13 protein-coding genes are annotated in these 18,824 nt (G+C 66.3%); 6 read left to right on the forward strand and 7 right to left on the reverse strand.

Features of this window, described 5'->3' with window-relative positions; translation table 11 throughout:
* Positions 1-194: 194 nt before the first annotated feature.
* From recC to L1071_RS03445, 4 genes are read left to right on the forward strand one after another with little or no spacing between them, the layout of a single operon-like run.
* On the forward strand, positions 195-3,827 hold the full coding sequence (gene recC / locus L1071_RS03430; protein WP_246968751.1) for an exodeoxyribonuclease V subunit gamma: 3,633 nt from the start codon (positions 195-197) through the stop codon (positions 3,825-3,827).
* Positions 3,824-7,606, forward strand: a complete 3,783-nt coding sequence (gene recB / locus L1071_RS03435; RefSeq protein ID WP_246968753.1) for an exodeoxyribonuclease V subunit beta — start codon at positions 3,824-3,826, stop codon at positions 7,604-7,606. The genes recC and recB overlap by 4 nt, the downstream gene beginning before the upstream one ends.
* Positions 7,603-9,570, forward strand: a complete 1,968-nt coding sequence (gene recD, locus L1071_RS03440; protein ID WP_246968755.1) for an exodeoxyribonuclease V subunit alpha — start codon at positions 7,603-7,605, stop codon at positions 9,568-9,570. The genes recB and recD overlap by 4 nt, the downstream gene beginning before the upstream one ends.
* Positions 9,567-10,400: a creatininase family protein gene (locus L1071_RS03445; RefSeq protein WP_246968757.1), complete on the forward strand. Its 834-nt coding sequence runs from the start codon at positions 9,567-9,569 to the stop codon at positions 10,398-10,400. The genes recD and L1071_RS03445 overlap by 4 nt, the downstream gene beginning before the upstream one ends.
* Before the next feature lie 13 nt (positions 10,401-10,413).
* Here L1071_RS03445 and L1071_RS03450 read toward each other — a convergent pair whose 3' ends face one another.
* On the reverse strand, positions 10,414-11,568 hold the full coding sequence (locus tag L1071_RS03450; protein WP_246968759.1) for a GTP cyclohydrolase II: 1,155 nt from the start codon (positions 11,566-11,568) through the stop codon (positions 10,414-10,416).
* 83 nt (positions 11,569-11,651) lie between these two features.
* Between L1071_RS03450 and L1071_RS03455 the strand changes: the two genes are divergently transcribed.
* Entirely contained in the window at positions 11,652-12,485 is an 834-nt protein-coding gene (locus tag L1071_RS03455) for a RibD family protein (RefSeq protein WP_246968761.1), read from the forward strand.
* A 55-nt stretch (positions 12,486-12,540) separates the two neighbouring features.
* Here the strand turns inward: L1071_RS03455 and L1071_RS03460 are convergent, their stop codons facing one another.
* The 5 genes from L1071_RS03460 to L1071_RS03480 form a co-directional block, all read right to left on the reverse strand.
* Positions 12,541-13,521 (reverse strand): lysylphosphatidylglycerol synthase transmembrane domain-containing protein, encoded by a 981-nt coding sequence (locus L1071_RS03460; protein WP_246968764.1) that lies wholly within the window; start codon positions 13,519-13,521, stop codon positions 12,541-12,543.
* Positions 13,508-14,374 (reverse strand): class I SAM-dependent methyltransferase, encoded by an 867-nt coding sequence (locus tag L1071_RS03465; protein ID WP_246968766.1) that lies wholly within the window; start codon positions 14,372-14,374, stop codon positions 13,508-13,510. The genes L1071_RS03460 and L1071_RS03465 overlap by 14 nt, the downstream gene beginning before the upstream one ends.
* Positions 14,371-15,420, reverse strand: coding sequence for a glycosyltransferase family 4 protein (locus tag L1071_RS03470; RefSeq protein ID WP_246968768.1), 1,050 nt, complete (start codon positions 15,418-15,420; stop codon positions 14,371-14,373). Before L1071_RS03470 ends, L1071_RS03465 begins: the two co-directional genes overlap by 4 nt.
* On the reverse strand, positions 15,417-15,815 hold the full coding sequence (locus L1071_RS03475) for a 6-pyruvoyl trahydropterin synthase family protein (protein WP_246968770.1): 399 nt from the start codon (positions 15,813-15,815) through the stop codon (positions 15,417-15,419). The genes L1071_RS03470 and L1071_RS03475 overlap by 4 nt, the downstream gene beginning before the upstream one ends.
* A gap of 80 nt (positions 15,816-15,895) precedes the next feature.
* Positions 15,896-16,873 (reverse strand): zinc-dependent alcohol dehydrogenase, encoded by a 978-nt coding sequence (locus tag L1071_RS03480; RefSeq protein WP_246968772.1) that lies wholly within the window; start codon positions 16,871-16,873, stop codon positions 15,896-15,898.
* Between the two features lie 180 nt (positions 16,874-17,053).
* Here L1071_RS03480 and L1071_RS03485 point away from each other — a divergent pair, with 180 nt between their 5' ends.
* The gene (locus L1071_RS03485; RefSeq protein ID WP_246968774.1) at positions 17,054-17,806 is read left to right on the forward strand and encodes a CDP-alcohol phosphatidyltransferase family protein; all 753 of its coding nucleotides are present in this window, start codon (positions 17,054-17,056) and stop codon (positions 17,804-17,806) included.
* 34 nt (positions 17,807-17,840) lie between these two features.
* On the opposite strand, the gene L1071_RS03490 is transcribed toward L1071_RS03485, so the two are convergent.
* Positions 17,841-18,653, reverse strand: a complete 813-nt coding sequence (locus L1071_RS03490) for a response regulator transcription factor (RefSeq protein ID WP_246968776.1) — start codon at positions 18,651-18,653, stop codon at positions 17,841-17,843.
* Positions 18,654-18,824: the final 171 nt, after the last annotated feature.

Raw genomic sequence — 18,824 nt, forward strand, 5'->3', positions numbered from 1 at the left:
AACAGTGAGGATACGAGGGTACATTCCTATGTCAACCTTTTGGTTTTATTTGGGTTGACTATTGGCGGCACCACGACTTTCGGAATGCGGTAGCGTCCAGGCGCGTCGGCTCCCTTCACCTCCCCGGGGCTCGGGGCCGTCCACACGATGGTGTAAGATACCGCTGGACGTTACCTCGACCGCCGGGAGCATCCATGTTCAGCGTCATACACGCCAATCATCTCGAGGACCTGGGAAGCCTGGCGCTCGATGTCATTCGGCGCCATCGTCAACCGCCGCTGGTGCCGGAAACCTTTCTCGTGCAATCCAACGGTATGGCGCAGTGGTTGCGCCTGACGCTGGCCGAGGCCGACGGCATCGCCGCCTCGGTGGATTTCCCCTTGCCTTCGAGCTTCGTGTGGCGTGCCTATCGCGCGGTGCTCGGCGATGATATCCCCGAGCACTCGCCATTCGACAAGACGCCCTTGGCCTGGCGCCTGATGCATCTGCTGGAGCGCTGTCTCGATCCGCAGGCCGCGCCCGACGATCCGAGCTGTTACGCGCCGCTGCGCGATTACTTGCAGAGCGAAGCGCTGGAGGCGAGCCCCATGCCGGGCGCCGCACACGAGGCGCGCGAGCGTCGTCGTTGGCATCTGGCGGTGCGCCTCGCCGATCTCTTCGATCAATACCTGATCTACCGGCCCGAATGGATCGAAGCCTGGGAGCGCGACGAGACCGCGCCTCTGGAGTTGCCCGACGACCAGCGCTGGCAGCCGGCGCTGTGGCGGGCGCTAATCGAAGATGCCCCGGCGCAGGCACGTGAGCACCATCGCGCGCGTCTGCACCGGCGTTTTCTCGACGCCGCCCGGCAGCTTCGCGAGCGACCCCGCGATATGCCGCCACGGCTGTTCGTATTCGGCATCTCGGCGTTGCCGGCGCAGACGTTGGAGGCCTTGCATGCGCTTTCCGGCGTGGTCGATGTGTTCCTGATGATCGCCAACCCGTGTCGCCACTATTGGGGCGATATCGTTTCCGACCGCGATGCCATCAAGCGTGCCGGGCGATTATCGGCCCAGGCACGCCACGAGCAGGAAGCGCGCCACCCCGAGGCGTCGTGGTTGGCCGAGCTCGACGAGGAGGCCCTGCACCTGCACGCCAATCCGCTGCTGGCGGGGTGGGGCACCCAGGGGCGCGATTTCATCGTTGGCCTGTACGAATTCGAGAGCGCACGCGGCTTCGACCTGGAAACCGATGTCTTTCGTGATATGGCCCCCGCGCAGTCACCGACGCTGCTGCAGCAATTGCAGCAGGACGTGCTCGAGCTGGCGCACCCCGGCGAACGCGCCCGACAGGAAGGCGGGCCGAGAACGATCGCCCCGGACGACGACTCCCTGGCCCTGGTCAGCGCTCACTCACCGCTGCGCGAGGTGGAGATCCTCCACGACCGCTTGCTGGCGGCCTTCGAGGACGCCGAGGCGGCGGGCGAGCCGCTGCGGCCTCGCGACATCGTGGTCATGGTGCCGGAGATCGACCGCTACGCGCCCTGCATCGAGGCAGTCTTCGGCCAGTTGCCGGCGTCGCATCCTCGGCATATTCCCTTCACCATTGCCGATCAGGTGGCCAGCGAGGCGCACCCGCTGATGGTGCTGGCCTTGCTGTTGCTTGACTTGCCTGAGCGTCGCCTGACGGTCAGCGAGGTGCTCGATGCCCTGGAAGTGCCCGCCTTTCGCGCTCGCTTCGCCATCGACGAGGCTGAGCTCGAACGGCTGCGCCAGTGGCTGGCCGGCAGCGGTGTGCGCTGGGGTCTGAGCGCCGAGCACCGTCAATCACTGGGATTCCCCGCGCTGGGCGAGAACAGCTGGCGCTTCGGGCTGTCGCGCATGCTGCTCGGCTACGCGGTGGGCGAACCGGCCCCGGCCGGTGCTCAGGGCGAAAGTGATGACTCACTGGGGCGCCCGCCGAGCTGGGACTTCCAGGGCATCGTGCCGTATGCCGAAGTGGGCGGGCTCGAGGCCGATCTTGCCGGGCGTGTGGCGGCGCTGCTCGAGACCCTGGAAACGCAATGCGCGGCCTTGAGCGAGCGGTTGTCCCCCGAGGCATGGCTGGGACGTCTGCAGGCCTTGTTCGCGGCCTGCCTGAGCCCTACCGGCGCAGAAGAGCACGATGTCGTGGCGCGTCTCGACGCGGCGCTGGGGCGCTGGTCGCAGCAATGTCGGCAGGCCGGTTTCGAGGCCCCGGTAGGGCTCGGCGTGGTGCGCGATGCACTGCGTGCCGAACTCGACGAGGGCGGTCTCGCGCAGCGCTTTCTGGCCGGCAAGGTCAACTTCGCGACGCTGATGCCGATGCGCGCGATTCCCTTTCGCCATGTCTATCTGCTGGGCATGAACGACGGCGACTATCCCCGTGTGCGCCAGCCCCAGGATTTCGATCTGATGGCGACGCGGCCGCGCCCCGGGGACCGTTCGCGACGTGATGACGACCGTTATCTGATGCTCGAGGCCATGCTTTCGGCGCGCGAACGCTTGACGCTCTCCTGGGTGGGGCGCGATGTGCGCGACAATACCCCGCGCCCGCCGTCGGTGTTGCTCGGCGAGTTGCTCGATACCCTCGAACAAGGCTGGGACGTGCCGGAGAGCGATGCCGCCGACCGCGCCACCCGACTGGCGCAGCGCCTGATCGAGACGCATCCGTTGCAGCCGTTCTCGCGACGCTACTTCGAGCGCGACGACCCGCGCTTCACCTATGAGTCGAGCTGGGAAGCGCTGTATATGCCGCCCGAGCGCGACGAATCCGTGCTGCCACATGCCGCCACGGCGGTCGAATTGCCCAGTGAACCGCTGGGTCTCGGTGATCTGCAACGCGTGCTGCGTCGTCCCTGGACGGTCTATCTGGGACGCCTGGGGGTACATTTCGCCGACGCCCAGGTGCCCGACGAGGACAACGAGCCGTTCGCGCCGGACGGCTTGGAAGACCACGGCCTCAAGCGTGAACTGCTCGAGGGCGCCCGCGATGGCGTGCCGCTTACCGCGGTCGCCGAGCGGCTGCGCCTGGCCGGGCGCTTGCCCACGGCGGGTTTCGGCGAGGCTTTGATCGAACCGCACCTGGCGCGTCTGTCGCGCCAAGTGGAAAGCTGGCGCCGCGAGGTGGCCGAGTGCGTCGCCTCGACGCCGCCACTGGTGCGTTATGTCGCTGTCCATGAAGCACTGGACGACAAAGCACTCACTCTGGAGGCGCGTCTGGACGGGCTTTTCGCCGCGCCCGAAGAGGCCTCGGCACCTTGGCGGCTGGTGACGCTGGAGCCGGGGCACTATGGGCATCTGAAGGTTGAGGGCGAGGGGCCTTATCGCCACGTCGGCAAGTTGCATCGGCTGTATGCCGGTTATCTGCGCTGGCTGCTCGCCAATGCCACGTTGGAGGCGTCGTGTGCCTGGACGGCGATCTTCGAGGATCGCTGCCTGAGCCTCCCGGGACTGGACAAGGCCAGCGCCGCAGGCGAACTCGACGGCCTGCTGGCGGCCTGGGCGCGTGCCTATCGAGCGCCGTGGCCGGCCATCGACGAGATCGCCAAGGAAGTCTGGAAACGCTTGCCGCGTGCCGACTGGGCGCCGTTGGCGTCAGGGGAAGCGCCGGATGCCAGCCTGCGCGAGGCGCTTATCGCGCGCTACGAGACCGATGCCTTTGCCGGGCCGGCGGCGTTGCGTGCCAGTGATGGCGCGCTGGGGCAATTGTGGCCCGATTTCGCCACCTTCGAGGCAGCGGGCGGCATCGCCGCCTCGCTCACCCAGTATGCGCCGCTAATGGACATGCTGGCGCGCATCACCCAGCGAGTACACGGAGGACGTTCATGACGTCGCCCAGCCATGCCACGGCGCCGGCCGTTCAGCCCTTGGTGCTCGAGACCCTGCCGTTGACCGGCCATCACCTGATCGAGGCCAGCGCGGGCACCGGCAAGACCTTCACCCTGGCGGCGCTCTACGTGCGGCTGGTGCTCGGCCCGTTGCCCGGGCGTGAAGAGCACGATTTCCCGCGTCCGCTGTTGCCGCCGGAAATTCTCGTGGTGACCTTTACCGAAGCCGCCACCGCCGAGCTACGCGGGCGCATTCGCGGGCGTCTCAAGGAGGCCCGCGACTGGTTGCTGGCGCCGCCGGAAGCGCGTGACGACAAGGTGCTCGCGGCGCTGCTGGGGCCCTTGGTCGAGGCCGGTGACGATGCCTTGGCCAGTGCCGCCAAGCGCCTCGATCAGGCCGCGCGTCTGATGGACGAGGCGGCGATCTTCACCATCCATGGCTTCTGCCAGCGCATGCTGACGCGCCACGCCTTCGATGCCGGCGCGCGTTTCGGTGCCGAGTTGCTGCAGGACGGCTCGGCCTTGTTGACGCGGGTCGTGGAGGACTATTGGCGTTGCCATTTCTATCCCCTCGCAGCGCATTGGCAGCGCGAAATTCGTCGTCGCTGGGAGGGGCCGGAGGCGCTGAGCCGTGCCTTGACGCCGCTGCTCAAGGAAGGCCGGGCGCAGCCGCTGTGGTGGGACGGCGAGTCTATCCAGGCGCCCGCGTCGTTGAGCGCACTGCTGGAGCGCGCCGAGCGCTCGCTGGCCGCCCGCAGTGAACTGGAAGCCCGGCTGCGCCAGACATGGGATCGTGACGCCATCGCCGCCTGCCTGCAGGATGCCTTCGCGCGCGGCGCTCTCAACAAGCGCAGTTACAAGCCGGAAGAGCTCGACACACGCCTGGCGGCCTTCGAGCAGTGGCTGACGACACTCGAGGCGGGCGGTGATGACGACACGACCGACAGCCAGGGCCGCTTCTGGCTGAGCCAGGCCAAGCTCGAAGGCGGGACCAAGAAGGGCCACGAGGCGCCGACGCATGCGTTTTTCGCGCTGCTCGACGAGCTGGCCGAGACGGCCACGCCTTTTGATCAGTTGGCACCGCAAGTGCTGGCCCATGCCCGCGATACGGTGGCAGCGATGTTCGCCGCCGAGAAGCGTCGCCAGGGCTGGTGGGAGTTCGGCGATCTGTTGTGCGACCTGGACGCTGCGCTCGACCCCGACGCGGCGCCGGAAGCCGCGCTGCGCCTCGCGGGGCGCATTCGTCGGGCACTGCCGGTGGCGTTGATCGACGAATTTCAGGACACCGATCCGCTGCAGTATCGCATCTTCTCGCGTATCTACCGGGCGCCTGAGGTGGAGGCCACGACCACCTTGTTGATGATCGGCGACCCCAAGCAGGCGATCTACGCCTTTCGTGGCGCCGATATCGACACCTATCTGGCGGCGCGGCGCGAAACCCCGAGTCGCTTCACCTTGGCGCGCAACTTTCGCTCCAGCCAGGCCATGGTCGAGGCGGTCAATACGCTGTTCGCGCGCCATCCCGAACCGTTCGGCAGCGACGAGATCCCCTTCGTCGAGGTCGAAGCGCAAGGCAAGTCGACGCGCCTGGTGGACGCCGATGGCCACGACATGGCGGCGCTCGGTGCCTGGTGGCCGGGCGAGGAGCGTCACACCAAGGCGGATTATCAGGCGCGCATGGCCAATGCCGCGCGTGCCGAGATCCAGCGAATGCTCGAGGGCGGCGCCTATTTTGTGGATAACAGCTCCGCCGATGACAGTGGTACCCGGCGTCCGGTGCGACCCGCAGACATCGCGATTCTGGTGCGCAAGGGCGCCGAGGCATTGGCGGTGCGCCGGGCGCTGGCCGAGGGCGGCATTCGTAGCGTCTATCTTAGTGAGCGCACCAGCGTCTTCGATACGCCGTTGGCCTTCGAGCTGTTGCAGTTGTTCGAGGCGGTGGCGCAGCCACGCCAGGACGCTCGCCTCAAGGCAGCGTTGGCGACGCGCTTGTTGTGCGATACCCCGGCGACGCTGGAAACGCTGCTCGCCGATGAACTGGCCTGGGAGCGCGAAGTCGAGCGTTTCGCCGACTATCATCGCCAGTGGCAGCGGCGCGGCGTGCTGCCTATGCTGCGTGCGGTGATGCGTGACTTCCGGGTCGCCGAACGCTTGGGACAGCGCGACGACGGCGAGCGAGCACTGACCGACCTGTTGCATCTGGGAGAGTTGGCGCAGACGGTGTCGGCCCGGCTCGACGGCGAGCATGCGCTGTTGCGCTGGTGGCATCGCGCGCTCCTCGAAGGGGCGGCCGAGCTCGATGCCGAAGCCGTCAGCCAGCGGCTGGAAAGCGACGAGGATCTGGTCAAGGTCATCACCATCCACAAGGCCAAGGGTCTCGAGTATCCCATCGTGTTGTTGCCGTTCGTCTGCGATTACCGGCCGGCGACGCCGGATCGCGGCACCGGCTTGCTCGAATGGCGCGATCCGCACCAGGGCCGGGTCTGGGTGCATGGTGCCGATGACACGCAACTGGCGGCCGCCGAGCAGGAACGGCTGGATGAAGACGTGCGGCTGCTCTATGTCGCCCTCACGCGGGCCGCGCATGCCTGTCGCCTGGGCGTCGCGCAACTGGGGCGTGGGCGCGGCGCGTCGAGCTGCCTGCACGAGACGGCGCTGGGTCGCTTGCTGGGCTGCCAGGCAGATGAGGACGGCCATGCTCTGCGCGAACGCCTGGCGGCGGCGCTGAACGTCGAGGCGCTGCCCGAGCCGCCCACGCATCGCCTGCGCCTCGGTGGCACATCCCCGGAAATGGCGCCGGCGCGGCGTTTCACGGGGGGCATCGACGATGACTGGTGGATCGCCTCGTACTCGGCGTTGATCGTCGACGCGCGTCTCGAAACTGGCGGGGGCGCACAGGCGCTGCCTTGGGACGCCCCGGCGACGCTGGATGTCGAGGTCAGTCGCGAGCGCGATCCGGTGCCGCGTCCTGCCGCACGCACGCTACGCGATTTTCCGCGCGGCCCACGCCCGGGGACTTTTCTGCATGGCCTGCTGGAAGCGGTGGACTTCGACCGCTTGAGCGAACCGGCTTATCGCGATGAATTGCAGCGCCTGGTCAGCACGCGTTTGCACCTCGGCGGCTTCGACGCCGAGTGGGCGCCGGTGTTGCTCGACTGGCTGTGCCAGGCGCTGCCGGCACCGTTCGCCGGCCACCAGGGCGCGGTGATCCGCCTCGATGGACTAGCCGCCTGGCGCGCCGAGCTGGAGTTCTGGCTGCCCGCCGAGGATGCCTGGAGTACGCCGCTCGATGCGCTGGTCTGTGCGCTGGAGCCCCTGCCGACGCCACGCCCCCGGCTGGCGCCACGCAAGCTCAACGGCATGCTCAAGGGCTTCATCGATCTAGTGTTCGAGGCCGAGGACGGTCGCTGGTACGTCCTCGACTGGAAGTCCAATCATCTCGGCGATGCCCTGGCCGACTATCATCACGAGGCGCTGGCCGAGGCCATGGTCGCGCATCGCTATGACCTGCAGTACGTGTTGTACGTGCTGGCATTGCACCGCCTGCTGAAGGCGCGTCTCGAGGATTACGATTACGATACCCACATGGGCGGGGCCTGTTACGTGTTCCTGCGCGGCTTCGATGGCACGCCGGGTCATGGCGTCTTCCAGCGGCGCCCCGAGCGGCGCTTGATCGAGGCCTTGGATGCCTGGCTCGCCGGCGACGCAGCGCCCGTTGAGACGCTGCGCCGGGAACATGGCGTCTCCGCGCCTGAGACTGCCCCGGGAGAGAATGCATGAGCGACGTTCAATATTCCCTGACCCTGGAGGCGGCCCCGCCGTCGCGCGCGAGATTGTTCGAGAGCCTGGCGTGGTGGGAGGCGCTGGGCTGGTTGCGCGCGCTGGATGCCCACTTCGTGCGCTTTCTCGCCGAGCACGACGCCCAGGCACCGGCTGAGGTGCTGCTGGCGGCGGCGCTGGCCAGCCATCAACTGGGGCGTGGCCATGTGTGCCTGGCACTATCGCGTGCCTTGTCAGCGCCGCGCGACGTGCTTTCGCTGCCGCCGTTGGAAGAAAACGCGCCGCAGGCCGAGGTGCCGCTTCCCGAGGACTTCCTGCAGGGGCTGGATAGTGCCACCTGGGCCGCGCGATTGGCCGCGTCGCCGCTGGTGGCGCCGCCCGGGCCGGGTACCACGCCGCTGGTGCTGGCGGGCGAGCGCCTGTATCTACGCCGTTACTGGTCTGCTGAGCGGGCGGTGGCGACGCATCTCGGCGAGCGTCTGGGACGGCCCTTGCCGGTGGAGGCGTCGCTGGCCGAGCCCCTGGCGCGGCTGTTTGCTGCGAACGCCGCGCCAGACGACACGCCGGATTGGCAGAAGGTGGCCTGCACGCTGGCGCTGCGTAACCGGCTGACGATCATTTCCGGCGGCCCCGGCACCGGCAAGACCACGACCGTGACGCGGCTGCTGGCATTGCTTCAGACGCAGGCGCTGTCGTCGGCGGAGTCGAGCCATGGCCTGCGTATCCAACTGGCCGCGCCCACCGGCAAGGCGGCGGCACGCTTGTCCGAGTCGATCGCCGGTGCGGTGCAGGGGCTCGACGTCGGCGATGACGTCAAGGCGGCCTTGCCACGCGAGGCGTTGACGCTGCACCGCCTGCTCGGCGCGCGCCCGGATACGCGGCGCTTCCGTCATCACGCCGGACATCCGCTGAGTCTCGACCTGCTGGTGGTGGACGAAGCCTCGATGGTGGATCTGGAGCTGATGGCCGCGCTGCTCGAGGCCATGCCGGCCGAGGCGCGCCTGATTCTGCTCGGCGACAAGGATCAGCTCGCCTCGGTGGAAGCCGGCTCGGTGCTCGGCGATCTCTGCGCCAATGCCCTGGATCAGAGCTATTCGCCTCACGCCTGTGACGTTCTCGAGCAACTGGCGGGGATCTCGATGACCGCCGATGCCGGGTGTTCGCCGCTGGCCGATCACGTGGTCATGCTGCGCAAGAGCTACCGCTTCGATGCGCATAGCGGTATCGGCGCCCTGGCGGCGGCGACCAATGCCGGCGACGTTACGGCGTTTCGCCAGGCGTGGGACGCGGGGTACGCGGATATACAGTGGCTTTCGGCGTCGCGCGACCAGGCCGCCGTCGAGCGTGCCGCGTTGGCCGGCTATCGCGATCTCTACCGGCGCATCGCGGCAGGTGCCACGCCGACAGAGGCGCTGGAGCGACTGGGGGATTTCCAGGTGCTGTGCGCGCTCAAACGTGGCCCTTGGGGCGTCGAAGGGCTCAATGCGCGCATCGCCACACGCCTGTGGCGCGAGGGCTTCATCGACGACCATCAGGGCTGGTACGCCGGGCGCCCGGTGATGGTGACGCGCAACGATCCGCAACTGGGGCTCTACAACGGTGACATCGGTATCGTCTTGCCCGATCCCGAGGCGCAGCAGCATCTACGGGTATTCTTCGCGACCGCCGATGGCGCACGGGCAGTGTTGCCGTCGCGTCTCGAGGCCTGCGAGACGGTATTCGCGATGACGGTACACAAATCGCAGGGCTCCGAGTTCGACCATGTATTGTTCGTGCTGCCCGAGCACGCCAACCCGATCCTGACCCGTGAGCTGGTGTATACCGGCATTACCCGCGCCAAGCGCCGCTTGACGCTGGCCGGCGGCGACGCGCGGGTCATGGACAGCGCCTTGCAGCGCCGCGTGGTGCGTGACAGCGGCTTCGCCGACTGGGTGGCGGCGTTGCAACAGGAGGAGAGATCATGAACGCTTCATCGCCTGAAAATACTGCGAACGGTGGCGTCGACTGGGCGTCGCTGAGCAGCCCCGAGCTGGCCCGGCGCGTAGGCCCGGAGAGCGTGGCGTTGTTGCCGCTGGGGGCCATCGAACAGCATGGCGCGCACCTGCCGCTTTCCACCGACGTGGATATCGCCGAGGGCCTGGTCGCGGCGATGCGCACACGTGTCGAGGCGTCGCGAGATTTGCTGATACTGCCCACGCTGGCGGTGGGGTCGAGCCTCGAGCATGGTGACTTCGCCGGCACCTTGAGCCTGATGCCAGAGACGGCCATCGCGCACCTGGTGGATATCGGCGCCAGCGTGGCGCGTGCGGGTATTCGCCGTCTGGTGCTGTTCAACAGCCATGGCGGTAACAAGGCGGTGGTCGATCTGGCGGCACTCAAGTTACGCCAGCAATATGGTTTGCTGGTGGTCAAGGCAAATTACTTTCGCTTCACGCCGCCCGAAGACGCGCTGCCCGCCGAGGAGTTGCGCCACGGACTGCACGGCGGGGCGCTGGAAACCGCGATGATGATGCATCTGGCGCCGCACAAGGTCCGCCGGGCCGAGCTCGACGAAGCGGTCTCGCTGGGCGCCCATCAGGAACGCGCGGGGCGCACGTTGTTGCCCGAGGGCGATGCCGGTTTCGCCTGGATGGCGCAGGATCTGCACCCCAGCGGCGTGGTGGGTGACGCGACCCTGGCCACGCCGGCCCTGGGGGAGCGCCTGGTGGCGCATTTCGCCGCGCGCCTGGCGAACGTGATCGAGGAAGCCGGCTGCTTCGATCTTGCCCAGCTACGCGAACGCTCACCACAGTGAGGCGCGCGTCATCTCATTCGAGCGAGCCGGAGGTATCGCGGTGCAGGGCGTGCCTGTCGCTGACATCGCGGCTTTCGAGCACGTCCTCCAGCCAGTGGCCGGCGCGTTCGGCCTTGGCGTTCAGGTAGCGCCGATTGTGCTCGTTGAGTTTGCCATAGCAGGCTTCGCGACCCACCACATCGATGCCGCCGAGGCTCATGGCCGCTATCTTGTCGGGATTGTTGGTCAACAGCGCGATACGCGTGACGGCAAGCTCGGCGAGCATCTGCAGCGCGGCGCGGTACTGCCGCTCGTCCTCGCCGAAGCCCAGCACCTGATCGGCATCGACGGTGTCCAGCCCGGTATCCTGCAGGCCATAGGCACGCAGCTTGTTGGCCAGGCCGATACCGCGTCCTTCCTGGGCGAGATACAGCAGGATGCCACCGCCATGTTCGCTAATGGCCGCCACGCTGGTGCGTAACTGCTCGCCGCAATCGCAGCGCAGGCTGCCGAACAGATCGCCCGTCAGGCAGGCCGAATGCAGACGCACGGGCACGGCGTCCGCCCACTCGGTGGGATCGCCGACCAGCACCGCTAGATGTTCGCGCAGGCCGTCGCTTTCGCGAAAAAGCACGAAGCGGGCCTGTTCGGCATCGGCGAGGGGCACGTTGGCTTCGCTAATACGCTTGAGGGTGGTCGTGTCACCTTCGCCGTAGCGTTGCACGTCGTCGAGTGCTACACCAAGCAGGGTGCCGTCGTCGATGAGCGCAGCCATGGCTTCGCGCCGCGTGGCGTCGACACGGGCGCTGAGCGCGGCGGGCACTAACTGGCCACGCCGCATCAAATTCAGCGCGGCCGTTTCCGCCGCCGAGGCGGGGGCGGGCGGCTGGACGCCCGGAGGCTCGGCCATGGCCGCCATCGCCCAGGCGACGACATCGCTGGCGCGGTGATGCGTGCCGAGGGGCAGGCGGACTGCGTCGGCGCCCTCGGGCGCGTGCGTGCCCAGGGAAGCGAGTCGATGCGTGGTAATCACTAGACCGGGCGCGTGACCGGCCATATCGGCGAGCGCGCTCAGGGCGGTATCGTCGATGCCTTCCAGTGGCTGGATCAAGACGTCGTCTTGTGGGGTGCGCAGCACGACCGGCAGGCCGCGGCGCAAATCGAAGATCGCACGTTCTACCTGTCTCATGAGCCTCTCCTTGGTTTTTGCGCGTCGTAATGCTTCGATGACGTGTCATGACATTTTCGTTGGCACACGGCACGGGAGACCGTATGAGTCCTGCGACACTCGATGTGGCGCTGGCCTGGCAGGGAGTTTGCGAGGCTCGACGCGAGGATTGGGACGGCCATGCGGCGTTGACGCTGGCGAACGGCCGACTGCGCGTCTGGCGCGGCGGCGCCTGGCAAGCCGAGGGCCCGGTCACGACGGAGGCGACGGCGCTGCTCGATAGTCTGTTGCCGAGCAGTGCGACACCCGGGCGTTTCGTCATCGCGCAACTCGGGCAGAGCCTCGATGGACGTATCGCCACGATCACCGGCGCCTCGCATTACGTCACCGGCGAGGCCAGCCGCGTGCACCTGCACCGCCTGCGCGCGCTGGTCGATGCCGTGGTGATCGGGGCGGGAACGGCCTGTGCCGACGACCCGCAACTCACCGTGCGGCATGTGCCGGGAGACAATCCGGTACGCGTGATTCTCGATCCCAACGGCCGAGTTCCTGCGACCAGCGGCGTTTTTCAGCGCGGCGACGCCCCCACGCTGCATATCACTCGGCATCCGCTGCCGCGCGACGTTCTGGGCGCCCATGTCGAATCGCTGGTGCTCGAGAGTGCGGCCGATCTGACCCCTGTGGCGCTGCTCGACACCCTGGCGGCACGCGGTCTTCACCGGGTGCTCATCGAAGGCGGCGGGCAGACCGTGTCGCGTTTCCTGGCGGACGGTCAGCTCGATCGTTTGCATGTGGTCGTGGCGCCGCTGTTGATCGGCTCGGGGCGCCCGGCAGTGAGCCTGGCCGAGATCGAGACCCTCGACGCCGCCCTGCGTCCGCCGTGTCGCACGTTCGCGATGGGCGACGACACGCTGTTCGATCTGACGCTGCGTCCCTGAGGCCGATTTTAACGCCGGATTGTCGAGTGCAGCCCTTTTGTAAATACCCTCTGCGTTATCGCGCATGGCAGTCTCCTCCGCTCTTGCTCGTTAGCGGGGCGCCTGTTTGAGTGTCGCGATTCTGGTGTGAAGGATGTCGGCGGCAGAGCAGCCAGGCGCCCGGCAGACTCGAGATTAGAACTACAATCCCGTAGACCAGTGAAATGGCCACACCCTGGGCGGGATCCAGCCCGGCCCCCATCCACACCAATGCGGCGGCACTCTCGCGCAACCCCCAGCCGGCGACCGAGAGGGGGATCGCCATGACCATCAGTACTGGCGGGATCAACGGCAACAGGGTGGCGAGGTGGATATCGGCCCCCACGGCACGGGCGGCGATGGCGTAGATGGCGATATAGCTCGCCACCACACCCAGAGAACTGAGGCATTGCCAGAACCACATGCGCGAGGCGACCAAGGCGGCGCCGAGATCGCCCAGCGTGTCGCGTAGCCAGGTCGGCGGACGGCGATAGCCCCAGATTCCCAGTCCGCCCAGCATGATGATCCCTATCGTCAGCGCACCAGGGGCATTACCCAGCCGGACAAGGCCACCGAGCACGCTATCGCGCAAGTCCGATGAGGCCATTAGCCCCGCGATGGCGATTACGGCCAGCATCAGTTGGCCGGAGAGGCGTTCGATGATCACCGCGCGCCACGCGCGTGGACGGTCGCTGCTCGACCGGGCGTGGCGCCAGGCCCGCGAGGCATCGCCGATGACGCCGCCCGGCAGTACCTGGTTGAGAAAGGTAGCCATGTAGTATTCCGCCACGGCGCGGCGTAGCGTCAGCGTCAGCCCCATGCGGCGAGCGGTCAGACGCCAGCGCCAGGCGGAGAGCACTACCTGGGGCACGCTGAGGGCCAATGCCAGTAACAGCCAGCTCGGCGCGGGGGCGACGAAGGCGTCACGCAGCGCCCGCGTGTCGAGTTGCCAGGCGAGCCCCCCGATCAGCGCCAGGCTCACGCCCAGGCGTACGAGGGTCGCCTTAGCGGGACGCATGGGCAGGCCCCGGGGCGGCGAACAGGTCGCGGTGCCCGACGTATAGATCGAGATGGCCCCGCTCGAGGGCCTCTCGGCGGTGTCGCCACCAGCGCTCGATGCGCTGACGCTCATGTGGCGCTTGTTCGCGGGCGGCGTCGGCCCAGCCGTCGATCAGGCTCAGCGCCAGGGGGCACTGCGCCGGCGTCAGGTGCCAGGGGCTTGGGGCATCGACGAGGTGAAATCCCCGAGCAGTGAAGGCCTCGGCAAGCGCTTGGGGTGCCGTGGTGCCCAGCGCGGGGCCGAGGCCCTTGTCGCGGCGTTGATGCGCGGCGAGGAGCGCGAAGAGCCAGGCATCTTCGGCATCATTGACCGCGACGTCATTGGCCTGGAAACGAATTTCGCCGTCCACGCTGAGCGTGATCAGTGCTGCGGCGCGTTGGGCCGCGCAGGCGTCGGCCAGGGCCTCGACCCAGTCAGCACTGACCAGGTCGCACAACGCCGAGGCGGTGACGAGATCGATACCGGTGAACCACGATGATTCGAGCGCATGCAGATCGCGCTGCTGCGTGGTCACGTGGATGGGCGCTCCCGCGTTATCGCACAAGGGCTGACAGCGCGCCACGGCATGACCGAGCAGAGAGGCGTCATGATCGACCAGGTACCAGTGCTGGGGACCGGGCAAGCGAGGCGCGAGGTAGCGCACATTGGCACCGCTGCCACTGCCCAGATCGAGTAGTTGCCAGGGAACGTGGCTCCCACGCGTGGCAAGCCAGTCACTGGCGGCGTGCAAAGGCGCCATGGCGCGGGCATCATGATCGGCCCGCTCGCGCTGCGCCAGCCAGGACTCGCTGAACGTGCCGGCGGTGTTCATGCGGCGCCTCGTTGCAAGGCGGCGGCGAAGGCCACGCCGACCTGCGACCAGTCGCGCAGCGAGACTCGGGCGCGCTCGGCACCTTCGCGCCATGCTTGACGCTTGCGCGGGTCATCGAGCATCTCGCGCAGCGCAGCGGCGAGCGCCTCGACATCGCCGGGGGGAACCTTGAGGCCGGCATCGTCGGGCAGGGTATGGGCGAGGGCCCCGCCGGTGGTGGTGACCACGGGCAAGGCATGCGCCAGGGCTTCGCTGACGACCATGCCGTAGCCCTCGTAATGCGAGGGCAGCACGAAGATATCGCTGGTGTGATAGGCCTCGTCCAAGGCATCGGCGGGTCGCTCGCCGAACAGGTGGATGCGTTCTTCCAGGCCGTGGGCGGCGATACGTGCCTGGACATGCTCGACATGTGCCGGCGCACGATCCAAGCCGCCGATGCAGTCGCATGTCCAGGGCAGGTCGGTCAGCGTGGCCAGCGCTTCGACGAGCACATCATGTCCCTTGCGCGGGGTGACCGTGGCCACGCACAACAGGCGCGGCACATCGCCGTTGCCATGTGCCGGCGTGGCGCGCATCACGCCGGGTTCGACCACGTGCAGGCGCTCGGGACCCACCTGGAAATCCGCTAGGCGCCGAGCGGTGAAGAGGCTGGTGACGATGACGTCGCGCACCGCCGACAGTGCGCGCGTTTCGCTAATCAAGAAGCGCTCGCGTTCGGCGTCGCCGAGACCGGTTTCATCGGCGAGCGGATGGTGGACCAGGGCGGTGAGCGTCAAACGCTGGGCGTGAGCCTCGAGGACGTCGGGCAAGCCGCCCATCGCGAGTCCGTCGATGATCACATGGGCCCCCTCGGGCTGGGCCGCCAAGGCGTTTTCCAGGGCCTTTTGCGCCGTGGCGTCGGGTTCGGGGAAACGCCCTTCGAGACCGATGACCTCGACCGGCCAGCCGTGTTCGCGCAGGGCCGAGACGACACGTGCGTCGTAGACGTAGCCGCCGGTCAACTGCGCGGGGTCGCCGGCGACGATGAGGGTCACGGGATGGCTCATACCGCGCCCTCGTAACTCGCCCAGGCGATATGCGATTCATGCAGCGTGACGCCGAGGGCCGTCAGGCCATGCCCGGTCTCGCCGAGCTCGCCTTGACGGATGGCATTAGTGAGACGCTCGAAAATCACCTTGGCCATGAACTCGGTAGTGGTGTTGCGCCCCTGGAATTCGGGCACGTCGTCGAGGTTATTGAAATTGAGATCGCTCAGCACGCGTGACAGCGTCTGGCTGGCCAGGCCGATATCGACGATGAGGTCGTCGCGGTCGAGTTCGGGGCGCTTGAAGGCGACATCGACCACGTAGGTGGCGCCATGCAGACGCTGTGCGGGACCGAAGATCTCGCCATTGAAGCTGTGCGCGATCATGAAGTGGTCTCTAACTGTCAGGCTGAACATCCGTGTGACTCCTTTTGTATTGCCGTTACGCGTATTACTGGCTAGACGTGTTATATGGGCGCCACCGCATGGCGGTGGCGTCACGAATAGCGTATGCGATGGCACAGTGCCGGGCGATCCGCGTCGCTCAGGCGTGCCAATGTGGTGGGCAAGTCTTGAAAATCGCTTTCAGCGTCGATCAAGGCATCGAGGCGGGCATCGCGCAGTAGCGTCAGGGCCAGTTGTAGGCGTTGGGCATGACTGCGACGCGCGCGGCGTGCCGGGGAGACACCGCCGACCTGGCTGGCACGCAGGGTCAACCGCCGCGAGTGAAAAGCCTCGCCGAGCGGCAGCGTGACCTCGTCGCGTCCGAACCAGCTCAGCTCGATGATCTCCGCTTCGTATCCCGCCAGCTCCAGAGCGCTGCGCAGGCCGTGAGGGCTGCCGCTGGCGTTGATCACGATGTCTTGCTCGTCCTCGGCATCGCGTGGGTGGCGAAAGGGCAGGCCCAGCGCGGCGGCCAGTTCGGCCTTGTCGGCATCGATGTCGAGCAGTTGCACGCGCGCGCCAGCCGTTTTTTGGCACAACCAGGCGACCAGGCTGCCGAGCACGCCGGCGCCGACGACGCTGATCCGATCGCCGACGCGTGGGGCGGCGTCCCACAGGGCGTTGACGGCAGTTTCCATATTGGCCGCGAGAACCGCGCGTGCGGCGGGAAGATCCTCGGGGAGGGGCACGACGGCATCAATGGGAACGACGTAGCGGGTCTGGTGAGGATAGAGACAAAAGACTTCGCGGCCACGCCAAGCCTCCGGCCCTTCTTCGACCACGCCGACGTTGGCATAGCCATATTTGACCGGCCCCGGGAAATCGCCTTCCTGAAAGGGCGCGCGCATGCGGGTGTATTCGCTCTCGGGGATCTTGCCTTGAAATACCAGACTTTCGGTGCCGCGACTGACGGCGCTGTAGCGTGTTCTGATCAACAACTCATGCGCCTGGAGGTCGGGCAGGGCGTGCTGCCTAATCTCACCGTGTCCCGGTGCCTGTATCCAGAAAGCCTGGGCGTTCGCTGCATGCATGGCAAACCTCCTTCTTTGCCTTGAGTATCGTCCATGACATCATTCATGTACAGGTGTTGTACATAGGGGCGTTTATGTACCATTTTTATTTTGAGCACCGAGTGCTATCAGCGTAGTAAAAAACGCGCTGGCTAGCGGTGTCTCTGCCATAGTGAAACTAAAAGGCTGCGGAGGAAGGGCATGCGTTGCACATCACCCCACACCATCGATCGTAGGCCTTCCTGGGCCCATGGTTTGCCGGCGATTCTGGAGCTTTTGCTAGGTCTAGGCTTGGTGGGCGTGCTGGTGGAGGCCTTGCAGTGGCATCTGGCGGCACCTGCAGGGCTTGGCTGGGCGGTGGGCGGTGTGTATCTGGGCATGGCGGTCATGATCGTGTGGGCCTGGCCGACGGCATCGCGCTGGCTGGGTTGGGCCAACCGCGTGACCTTGCTGCGGGGGGTATTGGTCGCCCTGCTTGCCGGCAGCATGGCGTTTCCCGACTTCATGCAACGTCATGCGTTGGAAATGGCGGGACTGGCATTGTTGGCCCTGTGCCTGGACGGCCTCGATGGTTGGGTGGCCCGGCATACGCATTCCGCCACTGGCTTCGGTGCCCGTTTCGATATGGAGTTGGATGCCTTCTTCATCGCTGTGCTGTGCTGCGCGCTCGTGGTGCTCGACAAGCTGGGCGGTTGGGTGCTGTTGTGCGGGGCGCTGCGCTATGCCTTCGTCGCGGCAGGGTGGGTGTGGCACTGGCTGCAACGGCCGCTCCCCCCAAGCTTTCGTCGCCAGTTGGTGTGTGTATGGCAAGTCGCTAGCCTGCTGGTGGCGCTGCTGCCGTTCGTGGCACCTTTCTGGGCCATGCTCTGTGTGAGCCTGGCGCTGGTATTGCTGACGTATTCGTTTGCGATTGATGTCGCGTGGCTATATCGCCACCGGCGCATGCGTATCTGATATTGGACTTATGCGCTCGTAGGAGGATGTCTTTCTAGTGATGTTCTTCCAGGTGATTCAGGTGGTTGATGAACTGTGTGAAGATTTCCGCCTGGGTAGAAGTGTTCAGTCGTGCATGAATATTCTTGCGATGCACCTTTACCGTGCCGACGCTGATTGTCAGGTGGTCGGCAATCGCCTGGGAGGAAAAGCCCCGCAGGATCAGATCGGTGATTTCCCGCTCACGCTGAGTCAGCACGCCGCTGGCGAAGGTCCGTAGCGCGCGCTTCATGGGGCCGTCGGAGCGACCGTATTGCAGGAATTCGTCGGACTGGGTCTGCCAGAACTGGCGCATGAGCGCGCTGATAACTGGGTGAAACTCTTGTAGGGCATTCAGTTCGGTACGCGAAATGCTTTCCAGCGAGGCTTTGCGCCCCAGCGTGATGGCGCAGGTCACTTCGTCGTCGAGACGGATCAAGAGGTTGATCTCATCCACCAGCCCGAAGTTCTGGTAGCAGGTTTGATAGTACTCGGTGCTCTTGAACGAATCCGGCATGATATCGGCAAGTCGCACGATGCCAGGGGATGCGGTGTCCTTGATGGCGTGGAACAGTGGGTCGAGTACATAGGAATGATTGATGTACTGGCGTAGGGTATCGCTCTGCTCCGCCGGGTCGGAAGGATGGACGAGAATCGGTCGCAGCGATTTCTTGTAGGTCAGTAGCAGAATCGTGTCGAAGAAGCACAGGGTCGACAGGAAGGCCTCTAGCATCATCGGAAAACTACGCAGTCGCTGATGCTCGATGAGTACGGCCAGGTTTTTCTGCCAACTCTCATTGGTGTGTATCTGATTGACGCGATCTCTCATCGCTTGTCCTTGCTTCTTGTCGGCGGCCGAAAGGGTGCTGTCAGGAATCTTACCAAGGCTAAGCCAGATGGTGGGCCGGTACCAGCCCGGCTTGCCTGAGGGTCATGTTGCAGACAGAGATACATGACGTCTGCCACTGGCCGGATACCCCTGGGGTGATAGATACACCAC

The organism is Chromohalobacter sarecensis (assembly GCF_023061135.1).
Taxonomy (GTDB): Bacteria; Pseudomonadota; Gammaproteobacteria; order Pseudomonadales; family Halomonadaceae; genus Chromohalobacter; species Chromohalobacter sarecensis.

What these genes read in the sequence shown, in the direction of transcription:
- L1071_RS03490 (WP_246968776.1), bottom strand. Translation starts at nt 18,653, where the DNA reads ATGAGAGATCGCGTCAATCAGATACACACCAATGAGAGTTGGCAGAAA.
- recC (WP_246968751.1), top strand. Translation starts at nt 195, where the DNA reads ATGTTCAGCGTCATACACGCCAATCATCTCGAGGACCTGGGAAGCCTG.
- L1071_RS03445 (WP_246968757.1), top strand. Translation starts at nt 9,567, where the DNA reads ATGAACGCTTCATCGCCTGAAAATACTGCGAACGGTGGCGTCGACTGG.
- L1071_RS03475 (WP_246968770.1), bottom strand. Translation starts at nt 15,815, where the DNA reads ATGTTCAGCCTGACAGTTAGAGACCACTTCATGATCGCGCACAGCTTC.
- L1071_RS03460 (WP_246968764.1), bottom strand. Translation starts at nt 13,521, where the DNA reads ATGCGTCCCGCTAAGGCGACCCTCGTACGCCTGGGCGTGAGCCTGGCG.
- L1071_RS03455 (WP_246968761.1), top strand. Translation starts at nt 11,652, where the DNA reads ATGAGTCCTGCGACACTCGATGTGGCGCTGGCCTGGCAGGGAGTTTGC.
- L1071_RS03470 (WP_246968768.1), bottom strand. Translation starts at nt 15,420, where the DNA reads ATGAGCCATCCCGTGACCCTCATCGTCGCCGGCGACCCCGCGCAGTTG.
- L1071_RS03450 (WP_246968759.1), bottom strand. Translation starts at nt 11,568, where the DNA reads ATGAGACAGGTAGAACGTGCGATCTTCGATTTGCGCCGCGGCCTGCCG.
- recB (WP_246968753.1), top strand. Translation starts at nt 3,824, where the DNA reads ATGACGTCGCCCAGCCATGCCACGGCGCCGGCCGTTCAGCCCTTGGTG.
- L1071_RS03485 (WP_246968774.1), top strand. Translation starts at nt 17,054, where the DNA reads ATGCGTTGCACATCACCCCACACCATCGATCGTAGGCCTTCCTGGGCC.
- L1071_RS03465 (WP_246968766.1), bottom strand. Translation starts at nt 14,374, where the DNA reads ATGAACACCGCCGGCACGTTCAGCGAGTCCTGGCTGGCGCAGCGCGAG.
- L1071_RS03480 (WP_246968772.1), bottom strand. Translation starts at nt 16,873, where the DNA reads ATGCATGCAGCGAACGCCCAGGCTTTCTGGATACAGGCACCGGGACAC.
- recD (WP_246968755.1), top strand. Translation starts at nt 7,603, where the DNA reads ATGAGCGACGTTCAATATTCCCTGACCCTGGAGGCGGCCCCGCCGTCG.